Below are 18500 nucleotides of genomic sequence, written 5' to 3'. Positions count from 1 at the left end.
GCCACAACTATTTCCTTACAAGAGCCTTACAAATATTCTTGGCAAGCCCTGGACCTTCATAAATAAAGCCTGAATAAATCTGTACCAGACTTGCTCCAGCCTTTTGTTTTTCAATCGCATCCGCACCGGACGATATACCTCCAACGCCGATAACCGGAAACGAATTTTTCGACTTGTCACAAATATAACGAATTACTTCAGTTGACCTTGATGCCAGCGGGTCTCCGCTTAGTCCTCCAGCTCCAATTTTTTCTACCTCTTCTCCTGGCGTTTTAAGACCTTCCCGGCTGATCGTCGTGTTCGTTGCGATAACTCCGGCAATGCCTGTAACAGTGACGATTTCTACTATATCGTCCAGTTGACTATTGGTTAAGTCTGGAGCAATTTTAAGAAAAATCGGCTTTGGCTGCCTTCTGGACTTATTTTTATCGTTGAGTTCACGCAAGATATTAGTAAGCGGTTCCTTTTCCTGCAAATCCCGCAGGCCAGGTGTATTGGGCGAACTTACGTTCACCACAAAATAGTCAACGACGTCAAACAGCTCGTTAAAACAGATCAGATAGTCGCTCAGGGCCTGGTCGTTTGGGGTATCCTTGTTCTTACCGATATTCCCTCCTACCAGAATTTTCGACTTCCGGCTTTTCAATTTAGCAGCTGCAACCGCCGCTCCTTTATTGTTAAACCCCATTCTATTAATCAACCCTCTGTCTTTTTTCAGTCGGAAAAGGCGTGGTTTATCATTCCCTGGCTGCGGGCGGGGTGTAACTGTTCCTATCTCAATAAATCCGAAGCCCAATGCCTCGAGTTCATCGACCATTTCTGCATTTTTGTCAAATCCAGCAGCCAATCCCACCGGATTGCGGAATTTCAATCCTGCCACCTCCTGAACGAGATCAGGGTGTTCATAGGTATACATTCCTCGTAAAATGGAGGATACAAATGGAATTTTGAACGCAACATGCAACACTTCGCAAACGAAGTAGTGGACTCGCTCAGCGTCAAAAAGAAAAAGTATAGGGGAGATCAGTATTTTGTACATCCTGCAAAAATAACAGGTTTTACAGGTTAGGAAGATGCGGTGGAGATATATTTTTTAGAAGAGCGTGTATCGATCAACCCTTGTTTGAGAGATGCAATATTAGATCAGTTTGAATCGTCGTAGAATTGCACTTCATTTTTCCGTTATATAAGATTTTCTAAAACCCGAACCGGATTCAAAATAAAGGCATCCCATTTTGCGGGATGCCCTTATTTTGAAAACTTTGAAGTTCATAGACCTACTCAAATAATTCGGCTAGAAATAACCTTATTACTTCTTAGCTGGCCAAACATATTCAAACTTGCTGTTGATCGGTGCGCCAAAATAATTTACTCCGAGAAAATCCAGACGTTTTTTATGTGCTTCCAATCTTTTGTTAAAATCTGCAAAATCCTTCTTGTCGCCGGGAGTCCAGGCAGTTTCAGATATCGCGATGGCTCTTGGGAAAACCATATATTCGACGTAATCAGAAGAGGTCATATACTCCGTCCAGACATTTCCCTGAACACCTAGAATGTGCTTTGCCTCCTCAGCACTCAATTCTTTTGGAGTCGGGTCATACGAATAAGTTTCCGCCAGGTCGGTAAATGAAGTAAAAGCTACCGGCTGCGTTTTAGGATCCGCCTGATAGTGATCCAGATACACAAAATTTCCAGGAGTCATCACCACATCGTGGCCTTCTTTTGCAGCAGTGATACCGCCTTCCGTTCCTCTCCAGCTCATCACGGTTGCATTCGGTGAAAGTCCGCCTTCCAGGATTTCGTCCCAGCCAATCATTCTCCTTCCTTTACCTGTGATGAATTTATCAATGCGTTTTACCACATAGCTCTGCAATCCATGTTCATCTTTCAAGTTTTCTTTTTTGATCAAATCCTGCGCGAAACGACTTTCCTTCCATTGCACTTTCGGGCATTCGTCTCCTCCAATATGGATATACTTACCTGGGAATAAATCAATTACCTCAGTCAAAACATCTTCCAAAAACTTCAGTGTTTCTTCTCTCGGCATGAACACCTCATCGTAGACCCCCCAGTGCGTTCCTGTTTCATATATTCTGTCAGGGTTGTTACCCAACTGCGGATATGAAGCCAAAGCAGCCAGTGCGTGACCGGGCATTTCTATTTCAGGAATAATTTCCACAAAACGATCCTGCGCATATTTGATCACTTCTTTAATTTGCTCCTGCGTGTAAAACCCTTCATATGGGGTACCATCATATTTCTGGTCAGCATAAGGCCCTTTCATCGTTTCCTTGCGCTTCGATCCGATTTGGGTCAACAACGGATATTTCTTGATCTCAATTCTCCAGCCCTGATCATCAGTCAGGTGCCAGTGAAACTGATTTTGCTTGTGCAAGGCAATCAGGTCAATATATTTTTTCACAAAATCAATCGACATAAAGTGACGACTGACATCGAGCATCAATCCACGGTATTGATATCTCGGTACGTCCTTGATCGTCGCCAAAGGTATTGTCCATTTTACATTGCCTACCGCCGTTTTACTGAATATCTCAGCCGGCAATAACTGAAGCAAAGTTTGAACACCATAAAAAGCACCCTTCGCAGTTTGCGACTGGATTGTAACTCCTTTACGGGTTACCAGCAATCGATACCCTTCCTGCCCCAAAGTGTTGTCCGCCGATTGAGTGAAAGTGATATCCCCTTTCCCTTTGCCTTCTTTTACTTCGTTTCCGGTTGCTTTTGTAAGCTGTTCTCCAAGCACATTGGCGACGTGCTGCCATAATGGATCAGCAGGAGCTCCGATACTGATTTTACTTTTAAGCACATATTCTCCCTGTGCGACAATAATTTGTGAGGGTTTAGGAATAATGTTTGTCTGAGCATAAGCGCAAAAACTGCCCACAGCACACAGAACGGTTAGTAACAAGCCTTTCATTATAATGATATTGGATTATTAAAAATATTTAAAAACTATGCAAGTTAATGCCCAACAATTTAAAATTTCATAAAAGGATGCTTTTTTATAATTTTGTGTAACATTTCGTCCCCAACTGCCGTTAACAATTTCAGGGATTGACATTTATACATTTCCGCTGTGAAAGTTTGTTTTAACAATTGCAGTTATGAATAAATAGCATTTTCCTGTTAAAATTCCTATACCCCTTTCAATTTTAAAACTCAACCAAGTGAGAAGATTCTATTTTCTTATTAATCTTATTGCCTTTACGTTCCTCACGTACGCTTCGCATGCAAAGGCAGATCCTCGCATTATCCTATCCAAAATCGATGGTAGCAAACTGGTCGGTAAAATTGTCGAGGTTTCCGGTAACGCTCCCGTAAGCTTTGCGGCCGTCGCGCTTCTGACCCCGAAAGATTCTTCTCTGACCGATGGAGCGGTTGCCGATGAAAACGGATTATTTACGATCAGTAATGTAAAGCCGGGAACATATGTCATCCGTGTAACAAACATGGGGTATCAAACTTTGCTCGTTCCTCGTGTCAGCGTTGCAGCGGAAGTTAGTATGGTCGACTTGGGCATATTAAAAATGACTCCCGAAGCACAGAAACTTGGCGAGGTGATCGTCCGAGGAGAGAAAAGTATGATTGTTGACGATATTGATAAGAAAAGCATCAATATTGGAAAGGATCTGCTAGCTTCCAGCAATACCGTAAGCGATTTGCTTGAAAAAGTACCGGCCGTTTCGCTGGATGAAAATGGCAATCCGCAGGTTCGGGGCAAAGGCAATGTCATTGTGCTTATCGACGGAAAACCTTCCACTTTATATGGCAATGACTTACCAACTATCCTGCAATCGTTTCCGGCGAATCTTATTGAACGCATAGACGTAATGACGACTCCATCTGCCAAATATGAAGGCGATGGTGCATCTGGTGTTATTGATATCATCACAAAAAAGAACAAAATAAGAGGTACAAACGGCGGTGCGAGGATGAGTTTGGGCACAAAGGACAATTACAATGGTTCGGGCAATATCAATTACAAATCCGGAAAATTGGGACTAAATGCCTCGGCAAACGCGAATACATATAACAGGTATTGGAAAAAGACACTCAACCGAGACAATTTCCTGGGCGATCAGCCGAGCAATTTATTGCAAGGTGGAAACGGACGAAACAATGGCGGGAATATCTTTGGAAGAATGGGTATCAACTATGACCTGGACGATAAGAATTCATTTGAAGCCGGCCTTAATTATAATAAGGATAACAACAAAAGCAGTTCCGATATTCTCAACCGCACAACAATGGCCGACGGCACTGTTTCTGAAGAGTTTAACAGGCTAACAAGAAGCAATGGTGACGGACAGAACGTCAATATGAGCTTTGATTATCGTCATAAATTCAGCGAGAAAGACCATCTGTTGACATTCACTGCCAACTATTCTTCAGGTAAGTCGGACGGTGATTCCAAATATGACCAGGACAGCGAGACGGAAAGTCTGGTAAGCCAGCAACTCAATTTAAGAAACAACAAAAATAAATCGTTATTCCTGAACACCGATTATACCTGGCCCATTACACCAAAATCTACCTTAGAGGTTGGGCTTCGCTCCCGTCTTAGCAGCAATGACAATACAAATGCATTCTATTTGTATGACACTGCCGCGGGCGATTATGTTTTCGATCCAACAATCAGCAATGTCTTCGGATATAGTGATGCACTATATACAGGTTTTATGACCTTCTCTCAGAAAACCGATATGTGGGGAATTCGTGCCGGTCTGCGCCTGACTGACTACAACCAGACCATTAACCAGATCAGTGCTGATCAGAAATTTGGTGTACACTTTTTGACGTTAATTCCTTCAATGGCATTGACTCGCAAGATTGATGATGCTTCTCAGTTTAAACTTAACTATAGCCGCCGTGTACAACGACCGGAAGCTGCCTGGCTGAATCCATATGTGGATGTTTCGGATCCGCGAAATATTCAAACTGGTAATCCTAATCTGAAACCGGAATTTGTGCATAAAGCCGAACTAGGGTATTCCAATTACGAAGCGCAAGGCGGCTGGGGTCCTTCCCTTTTTATGGACTACTCCAACAATGCGATTACCCGAATAAAAACCATCAATGAAGATGGCGTCTCTTTAACGAGATATGACAACGTTGGGATGGAACTTGCATATGGTATTACCTCTGATTTTTCTCAAAACTTCGGCGATATCGTCAAAGTTAACGCCAGTGGCCGTTTTTATAGAAGTGAAGTCGTTTCAGAAGTAGCGCAGATTGACAATAAAACGTGGAGCTATGCCGGCAACCTGAATGCCTTCGTGACACTGCCAATGGACTTCCGTGCATCGGCATATCTAAACTACGAAGGCCCGAGAGCCATTGCCCAAGGGAGAAGGGACGGTGTTTTTGTTGCCAATATGGGTATACGTAAAGATTTGCTGGAAAAGAAAGCGACGGTATCTTTTAATATTCAGGATGTGTTTTTGTCAAGAGCATACAAAAGCCAGTTGGCAACTTCAACATATATCCAAAGCTCCCTGTGGCAGCAAACCAACAGAATGATCAACCTTTCCTTTCAATATCGGTTCGGTAAGATCTCAGCATCTGGCGATGATGCCTAAATTGTGGAAATCAGATATGTCATTTGACGGGAAATATTCCCAAACGGCCTGACCGACTGACTAATATCAAGTTTAATATTATTTGAATGAAGTGGATTTTATCAATAAAATCCACTTTTTTTATGCCCACACTCATCAGTTTTGGGTATACTTACAAATTCATGGAGATGATGGAATAATTATTGCAACTATATACGATAGTAGTTTTAAACTATTGGCTTGCGACTATATCTAAACTGAAACGTCGCATTTTTTAAGCTTGAATTAACAAACAATAATCATGAAAAAAGTACTTGCTATTTTAGTTTCCTTTCTTTCGATCGCCACCGTCAGCGTTGGACAAAAAATTGCCGCTGACTCTATTTTTTCGAAATTCTATGATGCAACGGGTGGAAAAGCGCTATGGCAGAATGTAAAAACCTATACATTCGATAATAGCTACGTAGCGCCGGGAGCAACCCCTTATACCGAAACTGTGTCTGTCTCCATTCCTGACAAATCAATTAACAAATCGGTAACAATTTTGAAAAGAAGTATTACATACACTGTTAAGGGCAATGAAGGCTGGATCAAGGTTCCGATTGGCACGAAAGTAGATACTAAAGATCTTAGCCAGGCGGAGCAAACCAAACTTCGCAACGATATCTATAACGAACTTGCTCCCATCATGGATTATGGCAGCCGTAACCTTATTGTGACCACAGTTGGTCCGGAAACATTGAACGGCGTAGCTACTCAGCAGGTAGAGCTTCAGGGCAAAGACATATTGTACAACCTTTGGTTCGATGCAAAAACGGGACTTTTAGTACGTTCGAAAACTGCTGCAGCCGGCATTGTGACGACAACAAACTATTCAGATTATAAGAAATCAGCTTACGGGATTTTATATCCATCCAAAAAATCAAGACTGGCTTCTGACGATAAGAAGACGGTGACAATCACCTCAACTCTTACCATCAACCCGCCCGTTAGTGTAGAATTGTTTAAGCGCTAAACGCTTAAAAATAATTTCAAAAGCCCCGGATATCAAGTTTAGCCAACTATCCGGGGCTTTTGATAGATTGGTTATCACCCATGCTCTATGTAAGATGAATGATAGAGTAAAGATTAACGTATGAAGAAAGTCTTAAAGGTCGTAGCAATTATTATTCTAACCTTACTTATTTTGGTGGGGTTGCTGGTTTGGGGAATTCAAACTCCAGCCGGCCAAAACTTTCTCACACTTCAGGTTAACAGTTACCTTCGGAAAAAACTAAATCCTCAGGTCAGGATTGAAAAAATCAGGTTTGATATACCCGACTGGATATCATTGGAAGGAGTTTTCATTCCTGATTATAAAGGAGACACCTTAGTAGCAGGCCGAAAATTACGGGTTGATCTGGATATGTATGCGTTGATCAAGGGCAATGTCGGTATTAACGCTGTTGAGTTGACCGACATAAACGCCAAAATTTACCGCACGCTGCCCGATACTGTCTTCAATTTCCAATATATTATTGATGCGTTTGCAAGCACTGAACCTACACCTGCAGATACTACCGAAAGCACGTTAGAAATGCGGCTGGATAAGATTCAGCTAAAAAACGTGCGCTTGTCATATAGGGATGCGGTAATTGGCACCGACGCAATAACCACCATTGACAGTGCCTACGTTGCTTTTTCAAAATTCAATCCTACCAAATCGCAATATCATCCGACGACCATATACCTTTCCAACAGTGCGGCTGAGCTAAGAATGTATGCAAGCGTTGAGAAAAAAACAACGCCTGAAACTCCTTCTGATCCGGCTGACTCATTGGATATCAAACTGGGAGATATTGATATCGAAAAGTTTAAGTGGATATTCACAGACGAGACCTTAGGTCTAAAAAATGGAGTTGCGCTCGACAAACTTCAGGGACATGTGAATCAGGTTTCTCTGGCTTCTCAAAAAGCAGATGTGAGAAATATATTGGTTCAGAACATGAAAACTTATGCCGAGTTTGAAAAAAGAGCGGAGGCAAAAGTTACAAATGAAACTCCGGCAGATACTGCGGCGGCCCCTGGCTGGACAGTTAAGGTCGGAAAAATCGCCCTCGAAAATAACCAGATCAGGTATGATGATTTCAATGCACCGGCCTTAAAAAAAGGGCTGGATTATTCACACATTGATATCAAGAATCTTAATATCAGTCTCGACGATTTTCTGTTTTCAGACGAGAATATAGCGGGTAAATTAAAGGCGGCATCTTTTGGAGATAAAAGTGGTTTTGTGGTTCGTGAACTCAAAACGGATTTCGCGTATGGCGAAAAGCAAACGTATCTGAAAAACCTTTTATTCAGAACAAAAAATACGAGATTGGCAGACGAGCTGGTTTTGAAATATAAAAACCTGGATCAGTTGACCAAAGATATTGGCAAAGTGCAGGTAAAACTTTCCCTTACCAACAGTACAGTTGCATTTTCTGATCTTCTCTTGCTAGCTCCCGATCTGGAAAAAACTCCTCCATTTGACACGGATCCTAACGGAAAACTGAAAGGTTCTGGACAAGTAAACGGCACGGTCGAGAATCTGATGATTTCCAAAGCAAACTTTAGTATGTTGGACGGCACCAGTTTGCGGATGGACGGACGTATATCAGGGCTTCCGAATGCAGACAAACTTTCGGTGAACGTCAACATTCAAAACCTGACTTCCACCAAAGCTGATATACTTAAGCTCCTGCCCGACAGCACGCTACCAGCTTCAGTTGAGTTACCTGATGATATTGCTTTGTCTGGCAAAATCGCTGGTTCGATGGCGAATTTAACTTTAAATACCACCATCAACACATCATTCGGAGCAGCGGTATTTACCGGAAATCTCAAAAATATAACTGACAGCCTGAAAGCGGTATATGATGGCAACCTGACTTTTACGAATTTCGATCTGGGCAGAATGCTGAAGCAACCGCCGGAAGAGCTCGGCAAGCTGAGCTTATCGATAAACATGAATGGTAATGGATATGCCCCAAAAACCATGCAGGCGAATCTGGACGGCACCATTCAGAGCATCGACATAAAGGGATATATCTACAACAACCTTGCTCTCAACGGAAGTGTGGATCAGGGAATGGCGACTTTGAAAGCCAATATTGATGATGAAAATATCTCCTTGAAAATTGATGGCAAGGCGGATCTTTCCAAAGAGTATCCTTCGGTAGTTGGCGATATTGATATCAAAAATCTGGACCTTACCAAGCTCAATCTATATACTGATTCTCTTCGTCTTAGCGGGGATATTTCGATGGATCTTTCGTCGACCTCTCCTGAAAATCCGCTGGGCACAGTTACCATCAATGATTTGATGATGAATCATCGTGGAAAAGAAGTGGATGTAGATAGCATATCTATCAGTCTCAGTGACAGTTCCGGCATTAAACACGCATTGTTTCGTTCCCCATTTTTGCAGGCAAAGATGGACGGCAATTTTGTCTATACAGAAATAGCAGATGCTGTTTTTACCGAAGTCTCCAAGAATTTCAAGTCACCTGATTTCGCTTTCACGCCACTTACCAAACCCACAAATTTTACCCTGAGTGCAACCTTGATCGAACATCCGGTTTTGAAAGTGTTCGTGCCCGAATTGGGTAAAATGAACCCGATCGGTTTCAAAGCAGTGCTTGACAATCAGAAGGATTCCACGCTGATCGCAACGCTATCGGTGCCGTCTGTAATTTATGGAGATATTAAGACGGAACGCGTCAATGTGAGCGTGGCAAATACAAATGAAAAAGCCGCCGTCAATGCGAACCTGGGGCTATTGAGTTCGGGAGGTTTCAGAATGCAGAACGCTTCTCTCAACGGTGATATCCACGACAATAATATTAAGTTCAAGTTTCTGGTAAAAGATTCGGTGAACACGGACAGGCACGAACTGAATGGAGATTTGGCAGTGAATAATGGTTTATATAAGTTGAGTCTCACGGATGGGATGTTGCTGGATTATAAAGAATGGAACACCAATCCCGCCGGATATATTGAATACTCGACCGATAGCCTGTGGGTCAAAAATGTTGAAATCAGCCAGGGCGTCCAACGACTTACGGTTAACTCCACTTCCGGTGCACCAAACAGTCCGCTGCAAATCACAATGGACAGCATTGCAGTCAGCCCGCTGATAGCGATCGCGCTTCAGGATACCACGCTTGCTGCAGGTATACTCGGTGGTAAGGTATTATTAAGCAATTATATGACATCGCCGATTTATACCGGAGATTTCCATATCAGCAATTTGAGGGTTATGCAAATCCCTGTCGGTGATTTGTCACTTAAATCGACCAACGAAACGGCGAATACCATTTTGGTTGAATCTTCATTAATCGGCGAAAACAATGATGTTCATATCAACGGTCGATATCTGCCAGAGGAGACTAATCCGCTGGACTTCACAATGGACCTGAAACGGCTAAATACAAAAACGGTCGAAGCATTTAGTTTTGGTGAACTACAACGTGGAAAAGGTGCATTATCTGGAAAAATCCAGATTTCTGGGTCGACAGATTCCCCTAAATTGAACGGGTCGATTTCTGCTGATAGCGTTGCTTTTAATGTCACGCAGCTGGGTACCAGATATTCGATTGCAGGTCAAAAATTGCAATTTCAGGATCAGCAGATATTGTTCAACAAATTCGTGGTGTCGGACACATTAAACCAAAAGTTGACGGTGGACGGGAAGGTGGATATCTCCAAACTTCCGGATGTGGCATACGATATGAAGATCGACACCAAAAACTTCGCAGTTCTTAACGCAAGTCAAAAAACTAACAATCAGTTTTTCGGAAAAGCTACTATCGATGCAAATGTGAGTGTCAAAGGAGTGGGAAGCCAATCGGTAGTGGACGGTAAAGTGAGAGTGGATCCTGGTAGCGACGTTACTTTCGTGATGACCAACGATGCCACCGAAGCGGGAGATAAAACCAAAGGTGTGATCGAATTTGTAGATATGGACGCACTCACATCTGCGGATCCTGATTCTATTCGTAAAGAGGAAGTTACTGTGGATGCAAATACTGCAGCTTCATCAATCTCAATGGATTTGGGGATTGACGACAAATCTCAGTTCACTTTGGTGATAGATGAACTAAATGGAGATAATATCAAGCTGAAAGGAAATGCCACCCTATCCGCAGGTATTGCGCCTAATGGACAACTCTTCGTTCTCGGAGCCTATGATGTGACTCAAGGCTCTTATGATATTACTCTGGAAATTCTAAAAAGGAAATTCCTGATTGAAAAAGGAAGCACGCTGATATGGACGGGAGATCCTATGAAGGCCGATTTGAATATCACAGCATCGTACCCTGTGATGGTCGACCCGGCGACAATTTCTCCCACGCTCGTTTCCAGCCAAAAAGTGGCTATTGATGTTCAGATCATCATTACTGGTAACCTGACCAAACCCAATATTACTTTCAAAGTTAAACCATCCGACAACATATCAGCTGACTTGAAGAAAGAGCTTACCGATCAGCCATTTTGGACGAACATGGACAACAGTGCGGCTGAATCAAACAGACAAGCGTTTGCATTGTTGATAACGAACCGGTTCATCACCGACCAGTCTTCGTCATTTAACCTGAACACCAGCGCCGAATCCATGGCCAGACAAAGCGTAAGTCAATTATTAAGTGATCAGCTCAATAATCTGGCATCCGATTTGGTCAAAGGCGTGGATTTGGATTTAAATCTTAATTCAACCGCAGATCAGACCGCCGGAGCTAAAACAGATTTGAATGTCGGTTTGAGCAAAGCATTTCTCAATAACCGCCTTAAAATTGCGGTTGGAAAGAACTTTGAACTTGAAAACAGTTCAGGTGCAACACAGTCTTCTGAGGTGTTTGACAATATCGCCCTGGATTATTCCTTGTCAAAAGACGGCCGTTACGTTTTCCGGGCCTATCGAAAAAATCAATATCAATCAATTCTGGAAGGTTTCATTATTGAAACCGGAGTTAGTTTTATCATTACTGCCGACTATAATGTGTTTCGGGAGTTGTTTCAAAAGCAAAAGGATGAGAATTAGCATAGCCCTGTTACTTGTTTTCTGTGTGTATCTTAGTAGCTGTTCGGTAAAGAAATTTATACCCGAAGGCCAGGGACTATATGTTGGGGCCAAGGTTAAAGTGACCCCGGACTCTCTTTCAAAACCCAATATTTCCGGGGTCGAAGATGGCTTGGAAGCTCTTATTAAGCCAGTGCCCAACAAGACATTGTTTGGTAGGCCCTGGAAAGTATGGTGGTATTATGTAATTGGCGAACCGAAAGATGAAGGAGGAATAAAAAGCTGGTTCCGAAAAAAACTCGGTGAACCGCCAGTAATCGCTACCCAGCGGGTTGCAGATATTAATGCGGCCAATATGGTTGGTTATCTGGACAATGAGGGATACTATCGTTCTCAGGCAAAAGGCAGAATAATTTTAAAGGAAAACAGAACGGCTGTTGTTGAATACGATGCTTATGTGATGCCCCGTTATTTCATCAACTCCGTAAAAGTTGTAGTACCTGACAGCAGCGATTTTAATAAAAACCTTGTTAAGACTTCTCAAGACACATATCTGAAAAAGGGCGATCCCGTTCGTGTTGATATCATATCCGCTGAACGTCTGAGGATTGAAAGTGATCTTAAAACCAAAGGATATTATTATTTCAATCCTGATAATCTGATCATTAAAGTAGATTCAACAATTGGCAGAGTAGACTCTACCATGAGCCGCCAGCAAGTTAATTTATATGTTGAACTTAAGCCTCAAACGGTACAGGCTGCGCTGAAGCAGTATTATATCAACCGGATATTTGTAAATACCGGTACACGCGAAGATGGTTCTGCAGACAGTGTTAACCTCGCAAATACCCGTCTCCGTTTCCGCCGTGGGATAACAGTAACTGACCCGGGGAAGCAATATAAAAGGAGAATTTTCTATGACGCGATAGGTTTTCGGAGCGGGAACATGTATACCAGCACGATGTACAACGTATCGATGGCGCGCTTGTTTAATTTGCAGAATTTCAAGATCGTTAAAAGCCGGTTTGAGGTTGTTCCCAGATCCGATTCTGCGATGTTAAATGCATATTACGACCTGGCTCCGCTCAAAAAGAGGGCATTACAAACGAGTATCACTGGAAGCACGAAATCAAACAACCTGGGTGGTGGGCAGCTGGATGTCAGTTGGAAGAATCGTAACTTTTTCAAAGGTGCTGAAATTTTAACAGTAACTGCCTATGTCGGTTTTGACTTACAGTTAAGAGGAAAATCAAGTGCAAATACGAATGTTGGTAACGAATATATAAGATATGGGGGCCGCGCTGATTTGTCGTTCCCTCGTTTTATTATTCCATATTTTAAAATTAGACCAGAGAAGAGCGAGGTTTTACCCAAAACCATTTTATCGCTCAATTACGAAAACAGAATTCAGAGAGGCTTATATACGACAACTTCGATTCGGGGAGACTGGTCATACGTCTGGAGCAAGAGCTCCAAGCTGGAGCAAACTTTTACTCCGATTTCGATCAACTTTGTGCAACCAAGAAACGTAAACTCTGAGAGATTAGCCGATATCATCAGGGATCCAGATACTAATCCACTTGATGTAAAACGTTATTTGCAAATTCTGGAATCGAAATATTTCATAGCAGGTTCGGCTTACAACATAACTTTCCGACCAACGCCAAAACCATTTGGAAAAGACCAGTGGGTGTTGTCTGGAGGCGTTGAATGGGGAGGAAATCTTCTGAGTTCATTGGCCAAGAAAAATAGCGATGCGACCCAACCCAAGCAGTTTCTTGGCGTTCCAATATTTCAATATAGCAAATTCGATACCGAAATTCGATACCAGAGGACGATAACGCCGGGGATAAAATGGGCTAACCGGTTTTTGGGAGGTATTGTATTACCTTACGGGAACTCAAAAAACATGGTTACTCCTCAATTCAAACAGTACTTCGCAGGTGGTAGTACCGGGATTCGCGCGTTCAGGCCAAGATCTGTGGGTCCGGGAGGATATTTTCAGGACTCCACTTCCATCGCGTTGTTTGGATATCAGGCATTGGGAGACATAAGACTCGAGATGAATACTGAACTTCGATTCAAATTGTCTGATTTATTCAACTTTGCAGTCTTTGCAGACGCCGGAAACATATGGAGTGTTCCCCCGGTGGATCGTACAGGGTATGATTCGTCGGCAGTGTTCACAAAAGATTTTTTCAAGCAATTGGCTGTCGGAGGAGGAATTGGTTTAAGAATGGATTTCTCTTTTCTCGTTTTCAGACTTGATTTGGCGACGCCATTCAGAAAACCATGGTATGCATATCAGACGATACCAACGGAAAATATCGACGATCCCGTTCGTTATAAGAACCCATGGGTTTTTAATGAAATTAATTTTGGTAGCAAAAGTTGGAGAAAGCAGAATCTGGTGTTGAATATCGCTGTCGGTCTGCCCTTTTAAAGCTTATTTAATTTCCTGACAAAGCTCGACCAACACGCCGTGTGCGCCTTTTGGATGCACAAAACACACCAGCTTATTATCTGCACCGAGTTTTGGGGTTTCATTCAACAAATGAAACCCTTCGGCTTTGAGCCTTTCCATTTCCAAAACTATATCATCGACTTCGAAGGCGATATGGTGTATTCCTTCTCCCCTCTTCTCAATAAATCGATGAACGGGGCTGGCTGAAGAAGTGGCCTGGAGCAGTTCTATTTTCGTATCATTTACTTTAAAAAAAGAAGTCGATACGCCTTCTGATTCCACGGTTTCCTGCTTATATGACCCAACCCCAAGTAACCGTTGATATAAGCCCTCGGCTGATGCGAGGTCTTTGACTGCAATTCCGATATGCTCGACGTTCATTAGCATTTAGCTATTGGCTTTTAGGGGTTAGTGCTCTTGACTCACAGACTTTAGGAGTTTAGCTATTTGCGATTGTCGGCTCCTGATATCATACTCAGGTAACTCTCGTAGCGGCTCATTGCGATTTCTCCCGCCATGACACCCTCCTTCACCGAACAACCCGGTTCGTTCACATGCAGGCAATTATTAAACTTACATTGATTGAGTAGCTCCCGCATTTCCGGAAAATAATGGCTGATTTCACTTGGTTTAATGTCTGCCAACCCCAACTCTTTAATTCCCGGAGAATCTATAATGAATGTTCCTGGCTCCAATTCAAACATTTCAGCAAAAGTTGTGGTATGAACACCCTTATTTGCAAATGTAGATATCTCGTTAGTTCGCAAATCCAGATTTGGGGCAATGGCATTCACAAGGGTAGACTTGCCCACACCGGAATGTCCCGAGAGCAGTGAAGTCTTCCCCTTTAATGTCTCATGAAACTCTGCGACTCCCTCGCCAGTCACAGCGGTTGCTTTCAGGCAGCGATATCCCACGCTTTCATATATATCCATAAGCTCCTGCTGGAACTCCCCCATTTCCTCGCTTATGAGATCCTGTTTATTGAAAATCAGGATTCCGGGAATTCTGAATGATTCGATTGCCACAAGAAAACGGTCGATAAAGCCCAATGACGTTTTGGGGAATACCAGGGTAGCGATCAAAATCGCCTGATCCACATTAGCAGCGATCAAATGACCATGTGCAGTTTTATGCACTGAACTTCTGATCACATAATTTTCCCTTGGATGTATTTCGTCAATAATTCCAAAATTCTCATCGCCATCCTCTATTTCATATCCAACATAATCGCCCACAGCAATCGGATTGGTTACCTTTAGGCCCAAAGACTTGAACCTCCCTTTCAACCTGCATTGCCAGATATGGCCGGTTTCAAAGTCCCTTACGTCATACCACGAACCCGTGGATCTCATTACCAATCCTTTATTTAGCACGTCTCTGCAAATGTTTCATTGTGATTTGAAGGCGAAGATAACAGATAACCCGCCTTAGCCGGGTCAAAAATTCGTTGAATTGCGGTCGTGTATCAATTCAGCATTAAAATCAAGCCGAAATAACATCAAATTAATGAATATTAATCTCAAAATAAACAAATTACCTGATTTAAGACGAGTATAACCATCTACGTTTATGATTTTAAATTTGAGATTTTTTCTTCAAGACACCTTCATGATAATAAGTTTTTTTAAAAAGTATATTACAAAGTGTCAATAGATTACTATATTAGATTCATAATTTTATAGAAAATTTAATTACTCAACCTAACACCTTAATCGCTCCTTAGTCTCCATTTTATGAATTTAATAGTAGAGGAACCTAGTTCTGTTATTGACATCCGCAAAAATCGCATTAAGAGTAATTTAATGCATCACCTCTATAAGCACGGCGATGCCTCCATCAATAAGATGGCGAGGTTATTCCATGCGAGTATCCCCTCCGCGACAGGGATTATAAATGATCTGATGCGTGAAGGCTGGATTATCGAGACAGGAACCGGACCGGCCAGAGCAGGCCGTCCTCCTGTGTTATATGGATTAAATTCAAAAAAATACCTTACCCTAATCATGGATATCAACCTCCATGGTACGCAGCTTGTTATTTTTGATTTGCATAATCAACTGATTGTCAAAAGAAAAATAGATATCAGACTCGAAGACTCTCCCCAATTCCTGGAGTTGTTATATGCCGAAACCGAAGCATTCTTAAATTTCCATAACATTGGAATGGAGAAGATATGGGGAATAGGGATGTCGATGCCGGGCCTTATCAATACTGCCCAAGGCATTAACCTGACTTATCCTAATCTTACGCCGACATCATCCGGCGTCTCGTTGGTTTCAACTTTAAAGAAACATTTCAAGGTACCGATTTGCCTTTTCAATGACACCAAAGCAACGACCGTTGGCGAGCATCGTTTTGGATTTGCTGTTGATAAGTCGCAGGTTTTGACAATCAATATTGACTGGGGAGTTGGATTAGGAATTATAATTAATGGTGAGGTTTTCAATGGAACATCGGGATTTGCCGGCGAATTAGGGCATATCCAGGCAAAACCGGATGGAATGCTTTGTCATTGCGGCAAGATCGGATGTCTTGATACCATCACCTCAGCATCGGCGTTGATCAGACAGGCGAAAGAAGGTATTGCATCCGGAAAAGCAACAATTCTTACTCAGATTGTCAATAACAAACTGGAAGATCTGGACTCGTCACATATAGTCGAGGCAGTTCACGCAGGTGACGAATTCTCTATTGATTTGTTAGGAAGCCTGGGAACTGAATTAGGAAAAGGGCTTGCCACAGCGGTACATTTATTTAATCCTGAGGTGATTATCATCGGCGGCCTCTTGGCAGAAGCCGGGCCGTTTATCTCGAACCCGATAGAACAGGCGATTAATAAGTACTGCTTGTCCGATTTCAAGAACTCTCTGTTGATTCACACCTCGAAACTTGGGCCAAAAGCCCGACTACTAGGCACCCAGGCCTATCTTTTCGAGCATTTGATCAATATGGAATTTGCCTGAGAATTACTCAAATGCTACATATTGAATCCGGAGCAACGCCTCCGGATTTATTTTTCTATTAAGGTATCCACCGTCTCCATAATTTTCGCAGTAGCGCCTACCTGACTTGCCACGTAACTTGCGGAGATATCACCCAACAATTTTCTCCCTTCAGGATCGGTGATCCAGTTTTGCAATAGCAGCTGAATATCTTTCATTCCAGCCACAGGGAAAGCTCCCCCTTTTTCTACAAGGTCCCGGGCTTCCTGAAAACGATGATAACTCTTATTTCCGAAAACAACGGGCAATCCGAAAGTCGCCGCCTCCAGAATATTGTGGAGGCCAACACCAAAAGAACCACCGATATAAGCCATATCACCATACCTGTACAAAGATGAAAGCATTCCGATGTTGTCTATAATAATACAGTCAACTGACTCCAGATTCTGCTGCGAAATTGCGGAATACCGTACCGATCGTATTTTCAACTCTTTCGTCCATTGATCAATCTGCTCACTTTTAATCTCGTGTGGCGCAATTATTACTTTAACCTTTCCTGCCAGACTATTTAAAACAGGAATCAATACCTGCATGTCCTCCTGCCAAACTGAACCTGCAACCAAACATGGCATATCTCCCTTAAAACTCTGAATAACAGGCAATTCAACCGCTTGTTTTACTATCGAACTGACACGATCGAACCTGGTATCGCCAGCAATCTGGCAGTTCGAGATGCCGATACTTTTCAACAGCTCGAGAGACTCCTCATTTTGAACAAAAATCGCATCAAAATATTGAAGAAGAGATCGGTAAAAGCCACCATAAGATTTGAAAAAGACTTGCTGCGGTCGGAAGATTGTGGAAAAAGACAATATGTAGGTGTTGTTCCGGTGAAGAGCCCGCAGGAAATTATACCAGAATTCATACTTAATAAAGAAAGCGATGTCAGGCTTCAAGGTCTCCACGAACCATTTGCTGTCAGCCAGGGTATCCACCGGTATATAGCATACAAAATCAGCCCCAGGATAATTTTTCCTGATTTCGTAACCCGACGGCGAAAAAAAAGTAAGCACGATTCGATGATCAGGGTAATGCTTTCGAAAAGCTTCCATCACCGGTCTTCCTTGCTCAAACTCTCCGAGCGATGCAGCATGGAACCAGACAATCTTTATATCAGCTGGCAAAGAAGACCTGAAATTCGTAAGGTTTTGCCGGAGATTTTTTCTTCCTTCGGCGCCCAGTTTTATTTTGTTAGAAAAAAAAGCCCCAAACGACATTCCGGCCTTTATGAGCAGCATGCTCAATTGATACAGAAAAGAAGCCAATACACACAAGTGATTAATAGCCCGGCGACAAGTTCAGTACCTCTACGGCTAAATTTTTAAAAAACAGTTGACATAACGACATGTATTATTTCTTTTCGTCGTTATAGAACATAAAAGTACGAAAAACCGTTAACCACCATGGAA

Annotated in this window: 10 protein-coding genes; 5 read left to right on the top strand and 5 right to left on the bottom strand. The window is 42.5% G+C overall.

Features of this window, described 5'->3' with window-relative positions:
* Positions 1-7: 7 nt before the first annotated feature.
* Complete coding sequence (locus tag AC1XUD_RS15090; protein WP_483361855.1) at positions 8-1039, bottom strand: quinone-dependent dihydroorotate dehydrogenase; 1032 nt, start codon at positions 1037-1039, stop codon at positions 8-10.
* Between the two features lie 270 nt (positions 1040-1309).
* The gene (locus AC1XUD_RS15085; protein WP_483361854.1) at positions 1310-2938 is read right to left on the bottom strand and encodes a beta-N-acetylhexosaminidase; all 1629 of its coding nucleotides are present in this window, start codon (positions 2936-2938) and stop codon (positions 1310-1312) included.
* Between the two features lie 250 nt (positions 2939-3188).
* Here AC1XUD_RS15085 and AC1XUD_RS15080 point away from each other — a divergent pair, with 250 nt between their 5' ends.
* The 4 genes from AC1XUD_RS15080 (at position 3189) to tamL (ending at position 14065) form a co-directional block, all read left to right on the top strand.
* Positions 3189-5600, top strand: a complete 2412-nt coding sequence (locus tag AC1XUD_RS15080) for a TonB-dependent receptor (protein WP_483361853.1) — start codon at positions 3189-3191, stop codon at positions 5598-5600.
* Between the two features lie 280 nt (positions 5601-5880).
* The gene (locus AC1XUD_RS15075) at positions 5881-6594 is read left to right on the top strand and encodes a hypothetical protein (RefSeq protein ID WP_483361852.1); all 714 of its coding nucleotides are present in this window, start codon (positions 5881-5883) and stop codon (positions 6592-6594) included.
* Between the two features lie 120 nt (positions 6595-6714).
* Positions 6715-11643: a translocation/assembly module TamB domain-containing protein gene (locus AC1XUD_RS15070; RefSeq protein WP_483361851.1), complete on the top strand. Its 4929-nt coding sequence runs from the start codon at positions 6715-6717 to the stop codon at positions 11641-11643.
* Positions 11633-14065: a translocation and assembly module lipoprotein TamL gene (gene tamL / locus AC1XUD_RS15065; RefSeq protein ID WP_483361850.1), complete on the top strand. Its 2433-nt coding sequence runs from the start codon at positions 11633-11635 to the stop codon at positions 14063-14065. The genes AC1XUD_RS15070 and tamL overlap by 11 nt, the downstream gene beginning before the upstream one ends.
* A 3-nt stretch (positions 14066-14068) precedes the next feature.
* Here the strand turns inward: tamL and mce are convergent, their stop codons facing one another.
* Entirely contained in the window at positions 14069-14473 is a 405-nt protein-coding gene (mce, locus tag AC1XUD_RS15060; protein ID WP_483361849.1) for a methylmalonyl-CoA epimerase, read from the bottom strand.
* 56 nt (positions 14474-14529) lie between these two features.
* Positions 14530-15441 (bottom strand): ribosome small subunit-dependent GTPase A, encoded by a 912-nt coding sequence (gene rsgA / locus AC1XUD_RS15055; protein ID WP_483361848.1) that lies wholly within the window; start codon positions 15439-15441, stop codon positions 14530-14532.
* Between the two features lie 450 nt (positions 15442-15891).
* Between rsgA and AC1XUD_RS15050 the strand changes: the two genes are divergently transcribed.
* Positions 15892-17052 carry an ROK family protein gene (locus AC1XUD_RS15050; RefSeq protein ID WP_483361847.1) on the top strand — a complete coding sequence of 387 codons (1161 nt, stop codon included), beginning with the start codon at positions 15892-15894 and terminating at the stop codon, positions 17050-17052.
* A gap of 47 nt (positions 17053-17099) precedes the next feature.
* On the opposite strand, the gene AC1XUD_RS15045 is transcribed toward AC1XUD_RS15050, so the two are convergent.
* Positions 17100-18329 carry a 3-deoxy-D-manno-octulosonic acid transferase gene (locus tag AC1XUD_RS15045; protein ID WP_483361846.1) on the bottom strand — a complete coding sequence of 410 codons (1230 nt, stop codon included), beginning with the start codon at positions 18327-18329 and terminating at the stop codon, positions 17100-17102.
* Positions 18330-18500: the final 171 nt, after the last annotated feature.

The organism is Dyadobacter sp. HNCC25DJ184 (assembly GCF_056895215.1).
Note: the sequence above shows the minus strand (reverse complement) of the source record. Positions and strands in the feature narration are given on the sequence as shown.